Raw genomic sequence first — 18,710 nt, 5'->3', positions numbered from 1 at the left:
GCAATTTTATAGCCTAGTACTGGTGAAAAAATTTAGGTCAATACCTGCAGTTTGCCATTATACGGTTTTAAAAAATTAACCGCCGACAAGTTTATCTCGGTTCTTAGAAATGGATACTCCGATGATGTCTAGACATAAAATCATAAGTGTGAGATGAAATTTGAGCATCCAAAGCTACTTGATGATTTTTCGCGCCGTAATAGAGGTAACTAAGTAGCCCGATTCTCGCCAAAAATTACCGGCCATGGCGTTTTGGACTGTGTAATTACACTCCACATAATTAATTCCATTTTCCTTAAAACAAGCTTCTGCATTTTTAACTAGTTCAGACGCAATTTTTTTATGTCGGTATTCCTTATCAACCCATAATAGTTGGATAACACCTTTTAAGTTCTCTTTAAGAAAACCATTATCATTAATAACGCTTGTAGCCAAAACAAATCCAACGGGGTTAGCGTTATAATTTGCAATTAATAGTAAGCTATTCAGGTTGTCCAATTCAGATTCTAGCCAAGTCGCCAAGTTTGATTCAAAGCGTTCGCTCATTTCAAGTTGCTTGTCGTTTTCTTGCTGATGAATACCTAAAGTCCAAGTTAGGAGTTTGCCTAAATCTGAACGATTTGCTTGAGTAATTTCTAACATAGGCCTTAAAATTTTGAGGTGGTTACTACCAAGTATAGATTAATATCTTGAGTAACTTTCAAATCTTTAATTGAATTTATGAGGTTGCAGTGTGATTTTTAGTGTTTTGATAGGCTTGTAATGCAGTTTGAGAGCTTTTTAAGTCTAAATTTTCTTGGATAGAAGCGCTTTTAGCAAGTTTGATTGCTTTCATTAGTTGCTCGTCCGTTTGCTTAATCACTCGATGGATTTTTTTTGCTAGGTCAATATCTTGCGCTTGATGCGCTTCTGTAGTGAGCGATGTAACTAATTGATGACGCTTTTCAGTGTGAGTCTTTACGCCGCTCCAGTCGGATAGCTTGGCCGATTTGAGTATTTGCTGGTTGAGTAATTCTAACTGTTGGAAGTTACTCATTAGCTTTGGTTTAACTCTTGTATGGCTTGTTCGCGAATTCCGTCCCAACCTTCTTTTATTTGTTGCATTACTTGCAATACTTCATCCAGTTTTTCGCTGCTATTTTCAAGGTTTGCTTCTACCAGTTTTAAGCTGCAAAATTCATAGAGAGTGTCCAGCGTCGTTGCTAAGTCGCCACCTTTTTCTTTGTCTAAGCTTCCTTTCAGGCCTCCAATAATGGAAATAGCCCAGCTAATATGCTGACCCTTTTCGGCTATTTTATTGTTTTTCATAAAAAACTTGGCTCTGTTTATTTTTTCAATACTACCGTCAATGAGCATTTGAATAAGACGATGAGGATCGGCATTTTCAACGCCTGTGGTTGTACTCATTTTTGAATAAGCGGATGCACCTGTTAATCCCATTGATTCGGCCTCTATAATTTAAATGTTACTATTCTTTTTTACTTGAAAAGCCAGGTAAGCTGGCAAATTGTTGAGCAATGTAGCTTTGAGTGCTGTTCATTTGAGCTACTATAGCGTCCATAGTCGCAAACTGCTCAGTCAAGCGTATGGTTAAAGCTTCAATTCTACGATTAAGCGAAATTCTATCATCGGAAATTTGTGATAGTTGTTCGTTTAAAGACTGCTCTCTAGAAGAAATAACACCAGATGAGCCCGTGTAGTTATCCACTAAATCTTTAAGCTTTGTTGCAAATCCTTGCTCGCCACTAAATAGCTCTCCAAAGTCTTCAAAATTACTTTCAATCGCCGCGTCTAAAGTCGTATTATTGATCTCTAGCTTGCCTTCTCTAGTCGTTGTAATTCCAAGAGATGAAAGACTGTTAAAACTGCCTAAAATATCTGAGTTTGGAGTGGAAATTAAGTTTCTTATTTGAGAGTTGGCTTGTCTTAAAGTGTAATCACCAACGAGTAAGCCCGCTTGCCCGGTTTCTGCAGAGCCTAATTCTTTCACCACGTCGACAAATCCGTTAAAAGCTTCAACAAATGAAGTGACTAGTGCCTTAGTACTTGCAGTATTCAAAGCAACAGAAAGTGTTTCAGTTTCGCCAAGTGTATTGATTTTCTTAACATCAATAGTTACGTCTTGGACAATATTTTCAAACTTATTTGTGCTACTGGTTGCTTCAAAGCCATCGACGAGTATTTTTGCGTCTCCAGCTGGTGTAGTTTGGGTTAAGTTGTCTGCAAGATCGGCAAGCGATGCATCGCCAGTGTAGGTAACAACTAAGTCATTGCCTGCACCGGTTACTGCCGAATTAAAAGTTAAAACGCTGCCGGTTTCATCTGGATCCGGTGTAGTATCGGTTATATTGTTGAGAAGGTTAGCAGAAACAAAATCGTTTCCAGTTGCTGCGTTAATATTCGCTCTCACTTCTTCAAGCGTATCGGTTGAGCTGACCGCTACGTCAAAAGTTTGGCTGCCAACGGTGAAAGTCAGAGTGCCATCTCCGAATGTCGTTGTTGCTCCTCCAGTAAAAACCTTTGATTGTTGCGTACTACCAACAGCAAGCTGTTGAACTTCAATTGCGTATTCACCCGCATTGGCGCTACTTGTTGCCGTAGCACTAAAATAGGCTTTGTCTGAAATTGTGACACTGCGTTTAGAAAAGCTTGACGATAAAGATAGATCGAAAGCTGCAGTTCGTAGTTCATTTAATGAAGCTTTTAATCCACCAAGGCCGGTTAAGGTGACAGAGACATCGGTTTCAAATCGATCTAAGCTATTTTGCTTAGGCGCTCGTTCAGCATTGACTAATGCTTCAACGATTCCCTGAACATCTAACCCCGAACCGAGTCCACCTATAGAAATAAGGCCCATAATATTACCTAATTAATTATCCTAAATTTGATTTAAATGACTTTATTTAAAATCTATTTGAATCGTGTTTCTAACAATCACAAACACTGTTCAGATAACTTTTAAAAAAGTTCCTGGTTAAAAATAAATATTGCAACGTTTCAAATGCTTTGCTTATTTATCATTCGAAAGTTATTGATCATAAATATAGCAAATATTGCGCCAATTTTAATAATGCTAAGTGAAGGGGAGCGAACCCCCCTTTACCTAAACTTTCTCTTGAAGCAAAATACCTCGACTGCCGACATTCTCTTCATTGAGCTCCTTCAACCTTTTAGAAAGGTTAATGAGTTCTTCTGGTGGAAATTGTCTAATCAGTTCGTCGGTTTGTTTATCGACGACCCTAACAATTGTCACGCCAAGCTCCTCATCTACCTTAAACTGGAGACTTCGGTCGATACTTTGATTAAAGTTTTGAAGTTCTTCAATCTCAGAAGCGGCTTCTTTTTCCGCGTTAGGTTGCTTTCTCTCAGTTAGTTTACTGACATCACTCGCATAATCTGTGGGTGAAACAGTGTTAACTGCTCTCAAGTCCGTTTCAGTTTCCGCATTAGCAGCTGAAGGCGCTCTGCCTTCCGATGACGGCAAACTGCTGCCGCTCGTCGGTTGAGGCGGTTGAAAGTTGCCAGACAAATTATATATAGCCATAGCAAATTACCTTTGTAGAGCGAATGAGTAAGTCGAAATAAATCGACTTACTCGCTTAACGTTAAAAATAGTTTTAACGTGATTCATCAGCTTATTGAAGTAATGACAACACTGACTGACTTGAAGCGTTAGCTTGCGCTAATACTGAAAGTCCGGCTTGTTGAAGTACTTGGTTTTTAGCTAAGTTAGCTGTTTCAGCGGCAAAGTCAGTATCTCTAATCCGTGAACGTGCTGCCGATACGTTTTCGATGATACTTCCTAAGTTAGATATCGTGCTGCTTAGACGATTTTGTATCGCACCTAAACTCGCTCGATTACTATCGATACCTTGGATTGCAGCGTCAACTACTGCGATAGCGTTTTGCGCACCTGACTGTGAACCTATGTCAATTGATGCAACGCTACTTAAAGCTGAAGAGTTAGCTGTTGTTGCACCAAAAAGACCGCCAACTGCTGCTGAAGTTACAGTAAATGCACTACTTCCAGTAAAGGTTAAATTACCACCAGCTTTAGTTGAGTCTGCAGCTGTTCCATTCGCATCTAAAGTCCGTGTAGTACCATTCTCCGCACCCGTTTGATCTAGCGCAGTAAAGTCAATGTCAGCAGCATCAGTTGCGGCAGCATTGGTGTCATTACCGAAATTCTCGATGTAAATGTCACGACCTTCTTCGTTAGTCAAAATAATGTTGTCACCGAAAGACTCTGCGGTAACTCCAGTCGTTGCAGCTTGTGCATTAATTGCATCTGCCAATGAAGATAAATCACTGGTTGAAGCAACCGTCACATTAATTGCAGCAGATTGCGTGGTTAAACCCGAATCGTCACCAGAGGTAGTACCTAAGGTGAAATAAAGGTCACCGGTAGCAGCTAAGTTATCTAGCTTAACCTGCGTTCTTGCACTTGCGGTAACGCCCGTTGATGAGGTGTTTGCGTTGACTAATGCTGCAACTGAGTCTGCAGTTTGACCAGCAAGCACATCAATTGTTGCTGAACCCAAATTTCCAGAAACAGTTAAGTCTTCTGTGGCTAACACACCATTGGTGGTTGCCGCACTAGTTGCGCCCAAAGCAATCGCTTCGTTCAAAGTACCGCCAATATTAACGGTATTAGCACCAATGTTAGTACCTCTAGCGTTGCTAATTGTTACTTGGATGGTTTCATTTGCCTGCGCACCAACTTGTAGCTGAGTCGATCCAAAAGTTCCGTCTAGTAGATTACGACCACCAAAAGAGGTTGTTTCCGCTATTCGGTTTAGCTCCTGTTGTAGCTGACTTACTTCTTGTTGTAACGCTGAGCGTTCAGAAGCACTGTTACTACCATTTGCCGATTGGATAGACAAATCACGAATACGTTGCAAGATATTAGTAGACTCTTGTAATGCACCCTCTGCAGTTTGCGCTAAAGAAATACCGTCATTCGCGTTTCTCACTGCTACACCCAAACCGTTGATTTGAGAAGTTAAGCTGTTTGAAATTTGAAGTCCGGCTGCGTCATCTTTTGCACTGTTAATTCTTAAACCAGTAGAAAGACGTTGAAAAGTGGTACCTAGTGCTTCGTTTGTTCTGCCTAAAGTGCGTTGTGCAGCGATAGACGACACGTTCGTTTGTATTACATTACCCATGATAAATCTCCTAAACCTTTGATATTTATGACAATTAAAATCACAAAATTACAAAGTGCTTAAAAAGTAAGATGGCAAATACCATCCGCGAAAAATGCTAAACCATTGTCTGAGAAACAAAATTGTTAGCTAGGATTGAGGTTTTCTAGAAATGAAATCTGAGAAAAATCATCGCCTGAGAAACAACAATCTATTGTGATTGCAAATCGCTGAGAACAATTTGCGTTCAAAAGAAGTATCGGCCCTGAAAATGGCGACTTTACAAAAACGTGAAAATAATTTGAATAAATTTAATGAGGATTTCGTAACTAACTGAATTGTAAGTGAAAACCCGAGCAAAATAAATTGCTCGGGCAATGCACCTAAGGTTGTCGTACGGTAGGGGCTTTTCGGGCTTGCATTATTCTAACCTTGTAGCAGGGTTAATACAGACTGACTTGAAGCATTCGCCTGTGTTAATACCGATAGTCCGGCCTGTTGGAGTACTTGGTTCTTAGATAAGTTTGAAGTTTCAACCGCATAATCAGTGTCTCTAATACGTGATCTCGCCGCAGCAACGTTCTCAATGATGCTTTGTAGGTTAGAGATTGTAGAAGATAGTCTGTTTTGCACCGCACCTAAATCTGCACGATTACGGTCAATTTGCTTGATGGAAGCGTCTACTACCGAAATTGCCGACTGCGCACCAGTATTAGTAGATATATCTAAGTCACTGACTCGGTCGCCTGCGGTAACATTGCCAGCTACTGAAGTTGTTCCGATAATACCGCCAGATCCAGCTGCTGTAGAGCCGATTAATGAAAAGGTGGAGTTAGTATCGCTAGTTGTAAATGCAATATCACCAGTGACTACCGTGCCTTCAGAAACCGCGTCCAATACCACTGGGGTTCCACCTGGCGTACCTGCAGCGTTTACATAGTCAACGGTCATGGTTTCGTCAGTGTCAGTTGCTGTAATCGCCGTTAACTGAACCGAAATATCGGCACCGCTTTGGTCGGTGATTTCAACATAGTTATTAGTCGTGTCTATAGTAACTTCTAAGCCACTTAACGCGCCCAACTGCTGAATACCAGAACCAAGTGAAGTTAATAACTCGTCTTGAGTAGTTCCGGTAACAACGAGTGAAGTTTCTCCATTGATACTTACACTGTATGACTCGTCGCCATCTAATGTACCGCCAAAGCTTAATCGCGCCGTGGTTTTAGCATCAGCAGTAACGCTAGGCACTTCAGAGTTGATTTTATCGGCAATTTGCTGAGCCGAGTCTCCAGCAGCCACAGAAACCGCAGAAGACGCGCTGTTAACGCCAAAAGTTAATGTGTCAGCTACAACGCTGCTAGTAGGGGTTGTTGAAACAGCACTTACTCGGTTGCTTGCAAATCCGGTAAAGGCAAGATTATTAATGCCTAAATCGTCGGCACGTGCTGAGTTAACCGAAATGTTAATTGTTTCAAAGGATTGCGCACCGACTTGAAACTGCGCGCCGGTTAATGTCCCAGTTAAAATATTGCGACTTCCAAAGCGAGTTGTATTGGCAATTCTGTCAACCTCTTGAACAAGTTGTTGAACTTCTGCATTAAGTGCAGCGCGTTCAGAAGGTCCGTTACTTCCATTCGCACTTTGAATCGCTAAGTCACGAATACGTTGCAGTATGTTGGTGGTTTCCTGCATCGCGCCTTCAGCTACCTGAGCTAAGGATATACCATCGTTGGCGTTCCTTGAGGCTACAGTTAAGCCATTGACTTGTGAAGTAAGGCCATTAGAAATTTGTAAGCCCGCGGCATCATCTTTGGCGCTATTAATGCGTAATCCAGAAGATAAACGTTGGAAAGTTTGCGAAAGGCTGCCATTGACATTAGTTAAGCTGCGCTGCGCATTTAGAGAAGAAACATTGGTTGCTAATACGTTTCCCATTTTATTGACTCCTAATCTATCGCTTTAAACAACAGGCGGTCAGAGGGCTTGTTGTTAGGTAAAGCTTTAAAAAATTAATAACAAAGTTTGGGAAAGAAACACTGAGAATATTCTTTCGATGTAATATCACCATCTGAGAACTGGGATGAGCTTTAATAAAAAACACTGAGAATGCTACAACTTTTATTAAAGTGAGAGGAATTGAGATTTTCCGCTCACAAGTTGTATCGGCGTCAAAAAATCCGACTTTAAAAAAAAAGTGAATTTTTTTAATTTTTTTATTTTAAGCCTTTTTAAAAAGCTGGCACGCTGATTGCTTTATGGGAAAGTAGCAAATGTTTTTGTGAATGAAGAAAATCATTACCCATGATAAATCTCCAGAAACTAACATGAGCTATCGCTCGCAAGAGCAACGCTAGACTTAATGTTGTAAGTTGCTGAGAACAGCTTAAAACAAAGGGTTTAGCTCGAAGATTGAAAGCTTTTGATTGCTGAGAACAGTCATAATGCATTTATCTTCTGTCGTACGGTAAGGGGTCGAGTTTCGACCCCTTTTCTTTTGCCTAAAATTTCTTCCGGCAAAAAACGTCAAAATAACGTGGCAAAAGCTTGCCCATTTGTAATTTGATAAACGTATTTTATAAAACGATCCCAGATGGCCTTTTAAATAGATAATAGTGGATTCTTATAAACAGCATAAGACTATCTAAGTTGATGAGTGCTTTATCTAGGGCTAATTTTTAGCGCTATTTTTTCGATCTTAAGTTAGGTAATAAAAAGTACTTTTTAGATAACTTAAATCCAATGATTGATTGTTTTATAATCAACTTTTAGTCACTTGGCTAGCCTTTAATAATTTTCTTGTTTATTTAGCGACAAAACTTTGACAAATTCCCATCCTTTGACTAGATATAAAGCTATATCCTTAATTTTAAAACTATTTTTGCATATTTTTTAAACGGCGATTGATTGTTTTCAGGGAATAATAAATGCTAAAAAATAAGAAACTGCTAATCATTGACGATGATCAAAGTCGTTGTCATGATTTGAAAATGATCCTCGATTTTGTTGGAGAGTCATGCCAAGAGTCAAATAGTGCTCAATGGCAACAAAGTTTTAAAGCTACCGAATCACTAATTGGCGTTTTAGTGGGTCAGCTAGATAACTATCCTAATCTGGCCGATTTTTTAAAGTCGCTTGGTGAGTTAGACAACACAATGCCGGTGATCCTTTTAGATGATATTGCCGCCAGTGGCGATCTTTCGAATGAGCAGTCTCAACAAGTGGTCGGGCGAATTAGCTGGCCGTTAAAGCAAAATGAAGTGTTAGAGTCTATTCATTCTTGTCAATACTGCCGCGACAACCAACACGCATTTTCTTCCGACGAAAAATCTTTAGAGCTATTTCGAAGCATGGTTGGTCAAAGTAATGCAATGCAAGGAATTAGAAGACTTATAGAGCAAGTTGCGTCGAGTGATGCGAATGTTTTAATACTAGGCGAATCTGGGACCGGTAAAGAAGTTGCCGCGCGAAATTTACACTATTTATCTAATCGCGCAGAGAAACCTTTTGTGCCTATTAATTGTGGTGCGATACCGGCGGAATTATTAGAAAGCGAATTATTTGGCCATGAAAAAGGGGCCTTCACCGGAGCATTAACAGCGCGCAAAGGCCGTTTTGAACTGGCCAAAGGCGGTACAATTTTCTTAGATGAAATTGGCGATATGCCACTTCCTATGCAAGTGAAATTATTGCGAGTTTTACAAGAGCGAACCTTTGAAAGAGTGGGCAGTAGTGAGCCTATTACTGCTGATGTACGAATTATTGCGGCAACCCACCGTCAGCTAGAAGAAGAAGTGTCAGAAAACCGCTTTAGAGAAGATCTATTTTATCGCTTAAATGTTTTTCCTATAGAAATGCCAGCACTTCGTGATCGATGTGACGATATTCCAATGTTAGTAAATGAATTGGTCGCTCGTTTAGAAAGCGACAAACGTGGCTCGGTGAGACTAAGCCCTAATGCACTGCAAAGTTTAATGCAGTGCCAATGGCCAGGTAATGTCCGTGAGTTGGCCAACTTGATTGAACGTATGTGTATTCTTTACCCCTATGGTGTGGTTGATGTTAAAGAGTTACCCGCTGAATATCAGTTTGTTGAGGGATTAGAAAGTTACCCAAAACCAGAATTAGCAGAGCGAAGAGAAGCGATAGCACCGCAAGTGGTGACAGATCAACCCTTAATTCCAGTGGCGCAATTACCAGAGCAGGGCGTTAATCTCAAAGAGTTTGTCGCTAAATTAGAAATCTCCTATATAGAACAAGCTTTAATGGAAGAAGATTGGGTTGTAGCGCGTGCTGCGAAACGTTTAGGAATGCGCAGAACTACCTTAGTAGAAAAAATGCGTAAATATGAGCTTCAAAAAGCCAGTTAATTGACGACCATCCGCAATGTTTTATAAAACCGAATTTAACCTATTGAAATAAAAGGAAAATAAAAACAGGCACGACCTTTGCATTATATCAGTTAGAGCGTTTATTTAAGTAAAATTTTTGACACTTAGACTTAAATAAAAATGACCAGATATAATGACCGAGGTTCTAATGTCACAACTAAGCAGCCAAGTAATTTCAGATGATAGTTTCGTTACCCTAAACGAACAAGAAGCATTGTCTACTGCAACAGAAACTTCCTCTAATAAAAATAATTCGGCTCAATCTAGTGAGCAACTCGAGTCTGTGATGGGCGAATTAAATCGTTTGTCGAAATCATTTGTTAATTCCTATCAAACTTTAGAAAACCAAGTAGAAAAACTTAATGGTCAATTGATTAATGAGTCTCAACAAAAAAATACCGCGCTGCAAGAGAAACAACGTTTATTAGAAGAAAAAGCCTCACTGTCTGATCGGCTACAAAACTTATTGGCCATTATGCCTGCAGGCGTCGTTGTGATTGATGCAGAAGGCAGAATTAAAGAATGCAACGCTATGGCCACTGAACTTTTAGGTAGGCCATTAATGGGGCAAAAGTGGGTTTCTATTATTCAGCGCGCGTTTCAACCTCAAGCAGATGACGGACATCAAGTCTCTTTAAAAGATGGCCGAAAAATTCATATTGAAACGCGGGCACTAGATAGCGAGCCAGGACAACTCGTTTTATTGACAGATTTAACTAAAACGCGCGAACTACAGGCTGAACTAAGCCAGCAACAAAAGCTATCGAGCATGGGGAAAATGATTGCTTCGCTTGCTCACCAAATAAGAACGCCATTGTCGGCGGCTATTCTTTATGGTTCACACATCGCCGACGAACAAATTGAAGATGAAACTAAAAAAGAATTTAGTGGCCGCTTGATGGAAAGGCTGCATTTTATTGAGCGACAAATTAATGACATGCTCAATTTTATGAAAGGTGAGCGTAAGCAAAAGTCGACACTGGCTATTACCAACTTATACCAAACTTTAGTCAGTATGAGCCAAGGCATTAGCGAAGATATTACTTTTAGCTTAGATAGTGCGGCTGAAAATTTTGCCGTTTATGCAGACCAAGACGCACTGCTAGGCGCCATTGTTAATTTAATTGAGAACGCGTGTCAGGCTTGTGAAAAGCAAGACTCACCAGAAGTAAAAGTCGATTTTAATATTGGGCGCGAGCTTTCAATAAGCGTGAAAGACAATGGTGTTGGCTTAACTGAGTCGCAAAAGAAAAAAATATTTGAACCATTTTATACCAGTAAAAAACAAGGCAATGGGCTAGGTTTAGCAATCGTTTATGGCGTGGTTCTTGACCATCGCGGTCAGATTAAAGTCGATTCAATTGTCAACCAAGGAAGCGAGTTTAAAATTTCATTACCGCTGTTAAGCATTAATAAAGAGGAGAATCTTCATGAACTCTAGAGTCCTCGTTGTTGAAGACGACCAAGCATTACGCGACGCATTAACGACAACTTTGAAGATTGGCGGTTATCATACTTCGAGCGTGGACTGTGCTGAGTCTGCTTTGCAGCTGCTTAACTCTAATGAAACACCAGATATGGTCATTACAGACATTCAAATGGGTGAAATGAGTGGGATCGAATTGTTACGCAATGTGCGTAAAACTAACGCCAGTCTACCGGTAATTTTAATGACTGCACATGGTGATATAAGTGATGCAGTTGAAGCGATGCGACTCGGCGCTTGTGATTATTTGCAAAAACCGTTTGAACCACGTTCATTAAAAGCATTAATTGAAAACTACTTGCCGACTAAAACGCAATCTGAAGTGATCATTAAAGATCCTGCTAGCAGAAAAATCTTTGATTATGCCGAGCGGATTGCGCAAACTGACTCTAACGTTTTGCTAAGTGGCCCAAGTGGCGCAGGTAAAGAAGTGATGGCGCAGTTTATTCATAAAAATTCCCATCGTAATGAACAACCTTTTGTTGCTATCAATTGTGCTGCTATTCCAGAGAATATGTTAGAAGCCACTTTGTTTGGTTATGAAAAAGGCGCATTTACTGGCGCGCACCAAGCAAACCCAGGAAAGTTCGAACAAGCTCAAAACGGAACGCTTTTGTTAGATGAAATTTCAGAAATGGATTTAGGCTTACAAGCAAAAATTTTAAGGGTCATCCAAGAGAAAGAAGTAGAGCGCTTGGGCGGAAAAAAATCAATAAAGTTAGACGTTAGAATTATTGCTACAACTAATCGAGATTTAAAGCTTGAAGTAGAAAACAAAAACTTTAGAGAAGATCTTTACTATCGGCTTAATGTCTTTCCTATTCGTTGTTTGCCTTTGTGTGAGAGACCACAAGATATTATTCCATTAGCAGAAAGCATGTTGAAGAAAAATGACTATGTGAAAGGTCGTGGCGGCTTAACTTTTTCGAGTGAAGCCAAGGCCAAACTAGTTGCTTATAGTTGGCCTGGCAATGTTAGGGAGCTAGATAATTTAATTCAACGAGTCGCAGTATTAGCGATGGGAGCCATGATACGAGCTGATGATATTGATTTTGAAAATGACTTAAAAAGTGTGGATCAAGATAAATCTTCTAGCACCTTAACAGGCGAAAGCCCTTTAGGTAATGAAATGCAACACCATGAGTTTCAATTGATAATTGAGTCAATTCAAAAGTACAACGGTAAGAAAAAAGATGTTGCGGAGGCGCTAGGAATCAGTCCAAGAACCTTGCGCTATAAAATTGCGAAAATGCGCGAAATGGGATACGAAATTCCAACTAAAGGAGGCGTAAAATGAAAACGGGTTTAGATCAGAACGCCATGTTGGCGCAAATGCACAAGCTTAGTCAGCTTGCCAAGTCTGGCGGAGCCCAAGCCAGTCAAAATATTAACCCAGCGAATGCTGCACAACCTACTGACTTTACTCAGGTTTTAAGTGGCGCAATTAATAAAGTTAACCAATATCAACAAGAGTCTGCTCAAGCGGCGACTCAAATAGAAACAGGCGATGGTGGCGCTAGCTTAGTTAAAGCAGTTATTGCTTCGCAAAAAGCCAGTGTGGCTTTTCAAGCAACTTTACAAGTTCGCAATAAAGTTGTGAATGCATACCAAGACATTATGAATATGCCAATTTAATAGGCTTTATAAAAAGAGCGAAAAACAAATGCAATTTTTAAACAAAAATTTAAGTTGGAGTTAACGTGGCCGAAACAGCTTCTACAGAAATGATGTCGGTTGATTCGTCTAACCAAGGAGGAATACTTCCTGGCATGACGAGCCTTGCGCCGTTAAAACAGGTTGGAATTCTTGTTGCGATTGCGGCAAGTATTGCGTTAGGTGTGTTTATTGCACTTTGGTCTAACGAGCCGCCAATGAGACCGCTCGGTAATTTATCGCCAGAAGTTTCGATGGATGTTATTAACTTTTTAGAGCAGCAACAAATTACTTACCGAGTTGATCCAAGTGGTAAAATTTTAGTACCGCAATCTCGTTATAAGCGAATTCAAATAGAACTGGGCGCACAGGGTGTTGCGATTGAAAGTAACAATGAAGATTCATACTTAAAGAAAGATTCCGGATTTGGTGTAAGCCAACGCATGGAGCAAGCCAGACTATTGCGAAACCAAGAATTGCGCCTAACTAAAACGTTAGAGCAGTTTAATGGTGTTAAAGGAGTGAAGGTTCACCTTGCGATCCCAAAGGAGTCTTCTTTTATTAAAAATCGCCGTGATCCGAGTGCTTCAGTGTTGTTAAACCTTTATTCAAGAGGTAGCTTAGCTGACGAACAAGTCGATGCCATGGTCGATTTAGTGTCAGGCTCTATTCCTAACTTAAAGCGCGAAAAAGTGACTATTACCGATCAATACGGCAGGCTCTATCATTCAGGTAGCATGAGTCAGGTACAAAGAGACTCTTCAAAAGAGTTAAATATTGTGCGTGAAAGGCAGGCTGATATTAAGTCTCGGATCGAGCAAATTTTAACGCCTTTAGTTGGCGCGGCTGCCTACACAGTTCAAGTAAATGTCGATATGGACTTTACTAAAAAAGAGCAAACTCAGCAGTCATATAATCCAGACTTACCGGCTATTCGAAGCGAAAGAACACTAAACGATACAACTGGTGCCGGTGGTGGAGGCCAAGGCGTTCCAGGGGCTTTATCAAACCAACCACCCGGGGCAGCGCAAATTCCAGCAACTACTGCTGCTAATACTAACCAAGCGCAAAATGGTGTAGCGGCTAATCAACGTAGTGAAGCCGAGCGAAATTACGAGCTAGATACCACCATTAGTCATATATTACCGCAAGTTGGTGTGGTAGAGCGGTTAAGCGTTTCAATTGGCTTAGATCATATTGAAGATGCTAATAATGCGGGTCAAAAAATTCCGAGAACTCCGGCTGAGCTAGCTCAAATATCGCGCTTAGTACAAGCAGCGATAGGCTATAATGTTCAAAGAGGCGACGTAGTAAGTGTTGAGTCTTTTCCGTTTAGTCAAGCTGAAGAATTGCCAGAGCCAGAACCATTGCCATTTTATGAGCAAGAGCTTTTTCAAACTTTGTTAAAGCCTGTAGTGGGTTTGATTTTAGGTCTTATGCTAATTTTTGGAGTGCTTAAGCCGACTTTAAGAAAACTTTCAACGCAGCCTGCAAAAGTAGAGTCGAAGGAGTTAGCGGCAAACGACGATTTAGATTTATCTGGTTTAGCTAACAGTGATGGTGATAGTGGGCTAGCCGATGACCAAGTGATATTAGCAGGAAACGATAATTTAGAATTACCACCGCCCACGGTAGGTGAAGTTAAAAAGATGGAACAAGCTAAAGGCGTCGTTAACAATAACCCAACATTAGTTGCTCAACTCGTTAAGAACTGGATAGAAGAAGATGGCTGAGGAAAAACCTAAACCTAAATTAACTGGCATAGATAAAGCCGCCATATTACTTTTGTCTTTAGGTGAGAGTACTGCGGCTGAAGTGCTAAAGCATATGGGGCCAAAAGAAGTTCAAGTGCTTGGTATGCAAATGGCCTCGTTACGTAATGTTGCTAAAGGCTCAGTAGAAGACGTTGTGGATGAGTTTTTAGAAAAAGTAGAAGAGCAAACAGGTATTGGAATTGGCACCGAAGATTATATTCGAAGTACCTTAAAGTCGGCGTTAGGTGATGATAAAGCCGGAGCGTTAATTGATCGAATTTTGGCTGGTGCTAATACTAAGGGCTTAGATACGCTTAAATGGATGGATGCACGCTCTGTTGCTGATGTGATTCGGTTTGAGCATCCGCAAATACAATCAATCGTTTTATCTTATTTAGATCCGGATCAATCTGCTCAGGTGTTACAACTGTTACCTGAGAAAGTGCGGGTTGATTTAGCAATGCGAATTTCTGCATTAGAAGCGGTTCAACCTGATGCGCTGCAAGAACTAAATGACATTATGGAGAAACAATTTACCGGTAGTGGCTCGTCTCAGTCTCGTCAAATTGGTGGCGTTAAGACAGTGGCTGATATTATGAACTTTATTGATGGTGCCAATGAAACACTCATTATGGAGTCAATAAAAGAAACTGATGAAGATTTGGCGCAACAAATTGAAGACTTAATGTTTGTATTTGATAATTTAGTTGATGTGGATGATCGCGGAATTCAAGCATTACTCAGAGAAATTTCTACTGATGTATTAATTGTGGCGCTTAAAGCTTGTGAAGATGAGATACGAGAAAAAATATTTAAGAATATGTCGAAGCGTGCTGCTGAATTAATGCGAGACGATTTAGAAGCAATGGGACCTGTTAAAGTGAGCGAAGTGGAAGCGGCGCAAAAAGAAATTCTAACAGTAGCAAGACGTATGGCCGAGTCAGGTGAAATAGCGCTTGGCGGCGGCGGCGAAGAAATGGTTTAAACCAATTGATTTTTATCATTATGATTACCTTTGTGTAAGTAAATTGGAATTTTAAAATGGTTGTAAAGACTAAATCGGACAACCCGATAAAACTAATAAAAGGTGAAAAAGGCTATCGCTCTTGGCTAGTGCCAGAACTTAGTGGTAGCGGGAAAGCGCCAAGTTTCAACCAACCTGTTGAAGAAAATAAAGTCATTAAACCGAGTGAAGCCGTTGAGGTTGAGTTAGTTGATAAAGTCACTCCTGATGAATTACAAGCAATTAGAGATGCCGCTTACGAAGAAGGGTTTCAAGAAGGAAAAACTGAAGGTTTAGCTGCAGCTCAGTCCGACATAGATGCAAAATGTACATTGCTGACAGATACTTTACAGCAACTTGCTGCGCCGCTAGAGCAATGTGAGAGTGAAACTCAACAACAGATTTTGCAGTTGGCTTTTGCCGTTGCACGACAAATTGTTAGAAGAGAGTTACAGCAAGATCCTAGTCAAATTATTGCAATTATTCGTGAAGCATTAAACTTGCTTCCGGTTGGTGCGCAAAATGTCGCTATTTTATTGCATCCGGAAGACGCTAAAATTGTACGAAATGCTTTGTCATTAAATGAAGATAATGGAGAAGATGAAGAGTCTTCTGCAGATGATAATTCTTGGGTTATTAAAAGTGATCCGTCGATTGAGCGCGGAAGCTGTTTAGTCAATACAGAAAATTCGAAAGTAGACGCTTCAATCGATAAACAAATTGCCGTTTTATTTAGTCGTATAGTCGGTGGGCAAAGAGTTGGCGAAACCGATGCTGAGTGATCAATCTTTAGCTAACTTTTTAGAACCTTTTAAAAACAAGGTGAGCCAAACGTCTTCTATCATAGTTGAAGGGCGCTTAACCCGTATGGTGGGTATGACGCTTGAGGCTGTGGGCTGCAACGTTAATATTGGCGAAAGATGTCATATAGAAACCATAGACGGTAAGCTTGAGGAAGCAGAAGTTGTTGGTTTTGCGATGGACAAAATTTTTCTTATGCCGATAGGTAGTATTCGAGGATTAGGACCGGGTGCTCGAGTGATTCCCACTAACAAAGCGGCTGTCATTCCTGTTGGCGAAGCACTTTTAGGCCGAGTTTTGGATGGTCAAGGACATCCAATAGATGGTTTAGGCCCTGTTCACTGTCATCAATATCGCCCATTAGCAGCAGAACCAATTAACCCCTTAAACCGAGCACCGGTAAATAAGCCATTAGATGTAGGAGTACGCTCTATAAACTCGGTTTTAAGTGTTGGCCGAGGTCAAAGAATGGGGCTATTAGCAGGTTCTGGTGTAGGTAAGAGTGTATTGTTAGGAATGATGACTCGGTTTACTGAAGCAGACATTATTGTTGTTGGCCTTATTGGTGAGCGAGGCCGAGAGGTTAAAGAGTTCATTGAGCAAATTCTTGGTAAAGACGGAGTGAAACGTGCTGTAGTGGTTGCAGTGCCGGCAGATAATTCACCACTAATGCGCTTACAAGGGGCTATGTCGGCAACTACTATTGCTGAGTATTTTAGAGATCAGGGTAAAAATGTCCTGTTATTAATGGACTCTTTAACTCGATTTTGTCAAGCGCAACGAGAAGTCGCGCTTGCGATTGGAGAGCCGCCTGCCACTAAAGGCTATCCACCTTCGGTGTTTGCTATGTTACCCCAATTAGTGGAGCGCGCGGGAAATGGCGGCGAAAATGGTGGTTCTATTACGGGTTTTTATACCGTGTTAGCAGAGGGCGATGATCAGCAAGACCCTATTGTTGATGCGGCAAGAGCGATTTTAGATGGTCATTTAGTGCTTTCGCGAGACCTAGCTGATTCTGGACACTATCCTGCAATTGATATTGAAGGCTCGGTTAGCCGTGTGATTAATCAAATCACAACAGATGAGCATCGTGATGCCATTAGTCAGTTAAAGTATTTGTATTCAACTTATCAGCAAAACAAAGACCTAATTAGCGTGGGCGCTTACCAGCAGGGCAGTGACCCACAGATTGACGAAGCCATTAAAATGATGCCGCATATTCGTCGTTTCTTGTGTCAAAACATCAATGAGGAAGTTCATATGCAAGAGAGTGTCGAACAATTACAGCAAATGATGCAATCCTGACTATACTTAAACTAGTTAGTTTGAGGTTTTTATGGTTTACACCGCAGCAGCAAAATAAGCGAATTTAAGCTAAAAAAGTACAAATATTTTACTTTTTAATGCTGAGTTTTATGCTGTTTTAATAGTGAAAATCAATGTTTTTCAGTGTGTTATAGTTTTTCTCTGTAGAGGTAAGACAAATCAATGGTCAGATCGAAGCGATTACAGCCAATTAATAGATTAGCCCAAAAAGGGGAGAAGGCAGCAGCAATTGAATATGCCCAACTACTTGAAAATCAGCGCAATGAAGCATTAAAGCTTCACCAACTCGAAACCTATAAAACTGAATACTTAAAACAAATGGAAGTTCGCGTAAAACAAGGGGTTAGTGGGGCAACTTTGCAGCATTATCATCAATTTTTAGCAAAAATTAGTGAGGCGATTAAGCAACAAGAGCAAGTGATATTAGCTGCGGAAAACGATTTGCATGAAGGTAAGTCGCGTTGGCATGATAAAAGGACCCACGCTAAGGCCATTGATCAGTTGGTTGGAAAACTGTCAAAAGAAGAGCGTTCAGAAAGAGAGAAAAAAGAAAATAAGCAAATTGATGAAATGTCTACTCAAGCTTTTCTGCGCAGACAGTACCAACTTTAGACTGTATATTGGCTTACAACAGATGAAAAATAGGTTGTTAAAACAACAGGTTGGACAAAAAATAAGCGTTTTCCCTCAAATGGTTAGCATGAAAATCGCAATTCAACATAAATTGATAGTAAGTTTGTAAAAAATATTAGTTTTCAGAGCTAGTTTGCTCTATGCTTATTCTATGTAGTTGTGAATAAAGCCTTTTTATACAAAGGTTTAATAATAAAGTTAAATTGGAGTAAACAATGACAGTGGCTTCAAGTCTTTCACCGGATCAAAAAGTACTTACCATTTCGATTAATGGTCGATTTGATTTTAGTGCTCATCAGGCCTTTAGAGATTCTTATGAAAAATTATCACCTGCTCCTCCGGAGATAATCGTTGATATGGCTGACACTAGCTATTTAGATAGTTCAGCGTTAGGAATGTTATTATTGCTAAGAGACCACGCCGGGGGCGACTCTTCCAATATTACCCTTAAAAATTGTAACGATGATATTCGAAAAATTTTAACCATATCTAATTTTGAGCAGCTTTTTACGATTTAAATCC

At 40.3% G+C, this 18,710-nt stretch carries 17 protein-coding genes; 10 read left to right on the top strand and 7 right to left on the bottom strand.

Annotated elements, in window-relative coordinates:
• Positions 1-174 precede the first annotated feature (174 nt).
• The 7 genes from ACUR5C_RS11145 to ACUR5C_RS11115 all read right to left on the bottom strand — a co-directional run bounded on the left by ACUR5C_RS11145 (position 175) and on the right by ACUR5C_RS11115 (position 7,079).
• Positions 175-642: a GNAT family N-acetyltransferase gene (locus ACUR5C_RS11145; protein WP_454465202.1), complete on the bottom strand. Its 468-nt coding sequence runs from the start codon at positions 640-642 to the stop codon at positions 175-177.
• 76 nt (positions 643-718) lie between these two features.
• Positions 719-1,036: a hypothetical protein gene (locus ACUR5C_RS11140; RefSeq protein WP_454465201.1), complete on the bottom strand. Its 318-nt coding sequence runs from the start codon at positions 1,034-1,036 to the stop codon at positions 719-721.
• On the bottom strand, positions 1,036-1,440 hold the full coding sequence (gene fliS / locus ACUR5C_RS11135; RefSeq protein WP_454465200.1) for a flagellar export chaperone FliS: 405 nt from the start codon (positions 1,438-1,440) through the stop codon (positions 1,036-1,038). The genes ACUR5C_RS11140 and fliS overlap by 1 nt, the downstream gene beginning before the upstream one ends.
• A 28-nt stretch (positions 1,441-1,468) precedes the next feature.
• Positions 1,469-2,857 carry a flagellar filament capping protein FliD gene (gene fliD / locus ACUR5C_RS11130; RefSeq protein WP_454465199.1) on the bottom strand — a complete coding sequence of 463 codons (1,389 nt, stop codon included), beginning with the start codon at positions 2,855-2,857 and terminating at the stop codon, positions 1,469-1,471.
• Between the two features lie 246 nt (positions 2,858-3,103).
• On the bottom strand, positions 3,104-3,544 hold the full coding sequence (locus ACUR5C_RS11125) for a flagellar protein FlaG (protein ID WP_454465198.1): 441 nt from the start codon (positions 3,542-3,544) through the stop codon (positions 3,104-3,106).
• A gap of 91 nt (positions 3,545-3,635) precedes the next feature.
• A complete protein-coding gene (locus ACUR5C_RS11120) occupies positions 3,636-5,165 on the bottom strand; it encodes a flagellin N-terminal helical domain-containing protein (RefSeq protein ID WP_454465197.1) in 1,530 nt (509 codons plus the stop codon).
• A gap of 405 nt (positions 5,166-5,570) precedes the next feature.
• Positions 5,571-7,079, bottom strand: coding sequence for a flagellin N-terminal helical domain-containing protein (locus tag ACUR5C_RS11115; protein WP_454465196.1), 1,509 nt, complete (start codon positions 7,077-7,079; stop codon positions 5,571-5,573).
• Positions 7,080-8,068: 989 nt separating this feature from the next.
• Here ACUR5C_RS11115 and ACUR5C_RS11110 point away from each other — a divergent pair.
• The 10 genes from ACUR5C_RS11110 (at position 8,069) to ACUR5C_RS11065 (ending at position 18,706) form a co-directional block, all read left to right on the top strand.
• A complete protein-coding gene (locus tag ACUR5C_RS11110; RefSeq protein WP_454465195.1) occupies positions 8,069-9,511 on the top strand; it encodes a sigma-54 dependent transcriptional regulator in 1,443 nt (480 codons plus the stop codon).
• A 169-nt stretch (positions 9,512-9,680) separates the two neighbouring features.
• Positions 9,681-10,973, top strand: coding sequence for a sensor histidine kinase (locus tag ACUR5C_RS11105; RefSeq protein WP_454465194.1), 1,293 nt, complete (start codon positions 9,681-9,683; stop codon positions 10,971-10,973).
• A complete protein-coding gene (locus ACUR5C_RS11100; RefSeq protein WP_454465193.1) occupies positions 10,963-12,315 on the top strand; it encodes a sigma-54-dependent transcriptional regulator in 1,353 nt (450 codons plus the stop codon). The genes ACUR5C_RS11105 and ACUR5C_RS11100 overlap by 11 nt, the downstream gene beginning before the upstream one ends.
• Positions 12,312-12,653 (top strand): flagellar hook-basal body complex protein FliE, encoded by a 342-nt coding sequence (fliE, locus tag ACUR5C_RS11095; protein ID WP_454465192.1) that lies wholly within the window; start codon positions 12,312-12,314, stop codon positions 12,651-12,653. Before ACUR5C_RS11100 ends, fliE begins: the two co-directional genes overlap by 4 nt.
• 65 nt (positions 12,654-12,718) lie before the next feature.
• Positions 12,719-14,404 (top strand): flagellar basal-body MS-ring/collar protein FliF, encoded by a 1,686-nt coding sequence (fliF, locus tag ACUR5C_RS11090; protein ID WP_454465191.1) that lies wholly within the window; start codon positions 12,719-12,721, stop codon positions 14,402-14,404.
• Positions 14,397-15,410, top strand: a complete 1,014-nt coding sequence (gene fliG / locus ACUR5C_RS11085) for a flagellar motor switch protein FliG (protein ID WP_454465190.1) — start codon at positions 14,397-14,399, stop codon at positions 15,408-15,410. The genes fliF and fliG overlap by 8 nt, the downstream gene beginning before the upstream one ends.
• A 56-nt stretch (positions 15,411-15,466) precedes the next feature.
• Positions 15,467-16,210 carry a flagellar assembly protein FliH gene (locus tag ACUR5C_RS11080; protein WP_454465189.1) on the top strand — a complete coding sequence of 248 codons (744 nt, stop codon included), beginning with the start codon at positions 15,467-15,469 and terminating at the stop codon, positions 16,208-16,210.
• Positions 16,200-17,534, top strand: coding sequence for a flagellar protein export ATPase FliI (gene fliI, locus ACUR5C_RS11075; RefSeq protein WP_454465188.1), 1,335 nt, complete (start codon positions 16,200-16,202; stop codon positions 17,532-17,534). Before ACUR5C_RS11080 ends, fliI begins: the two co-directional genes overlap by 11 nt.
• A gap of 183 nt (positions 17,535-17,717) precedes the next feature.
• A complete protein-coding gene (gene fliJ, locus ACUR5C_RS11070) occupies positions 17,718-18,167 on the top strand; it encodes a flagellar export protein FliJ (RefSeq protein WP_454465187.1) in 450 nt (149 codons plus the stop codon).
• 236 nt (positions 18,168-18,403) lie between these two features.
• Positions 18,404-18,706 (top strand): STAS domain-containing protein, encoded by a 303-nt coding sequence (locus ACUR5C_RS11065; protein WP_454465186.1) that lies wholly within the window; start codon positions 18,404-18,406, stop codon positions 18,704-18,706.
• The last annotated feature ends 4 nt before the right edge of the window (positions 18,707-18,710 follow it).

The organism is Aliikangiella aequoris, from assembly GCF_053709105.1.
This window is presented reverse-complemented; position numbering and strand designations above follow the sequence as displayed.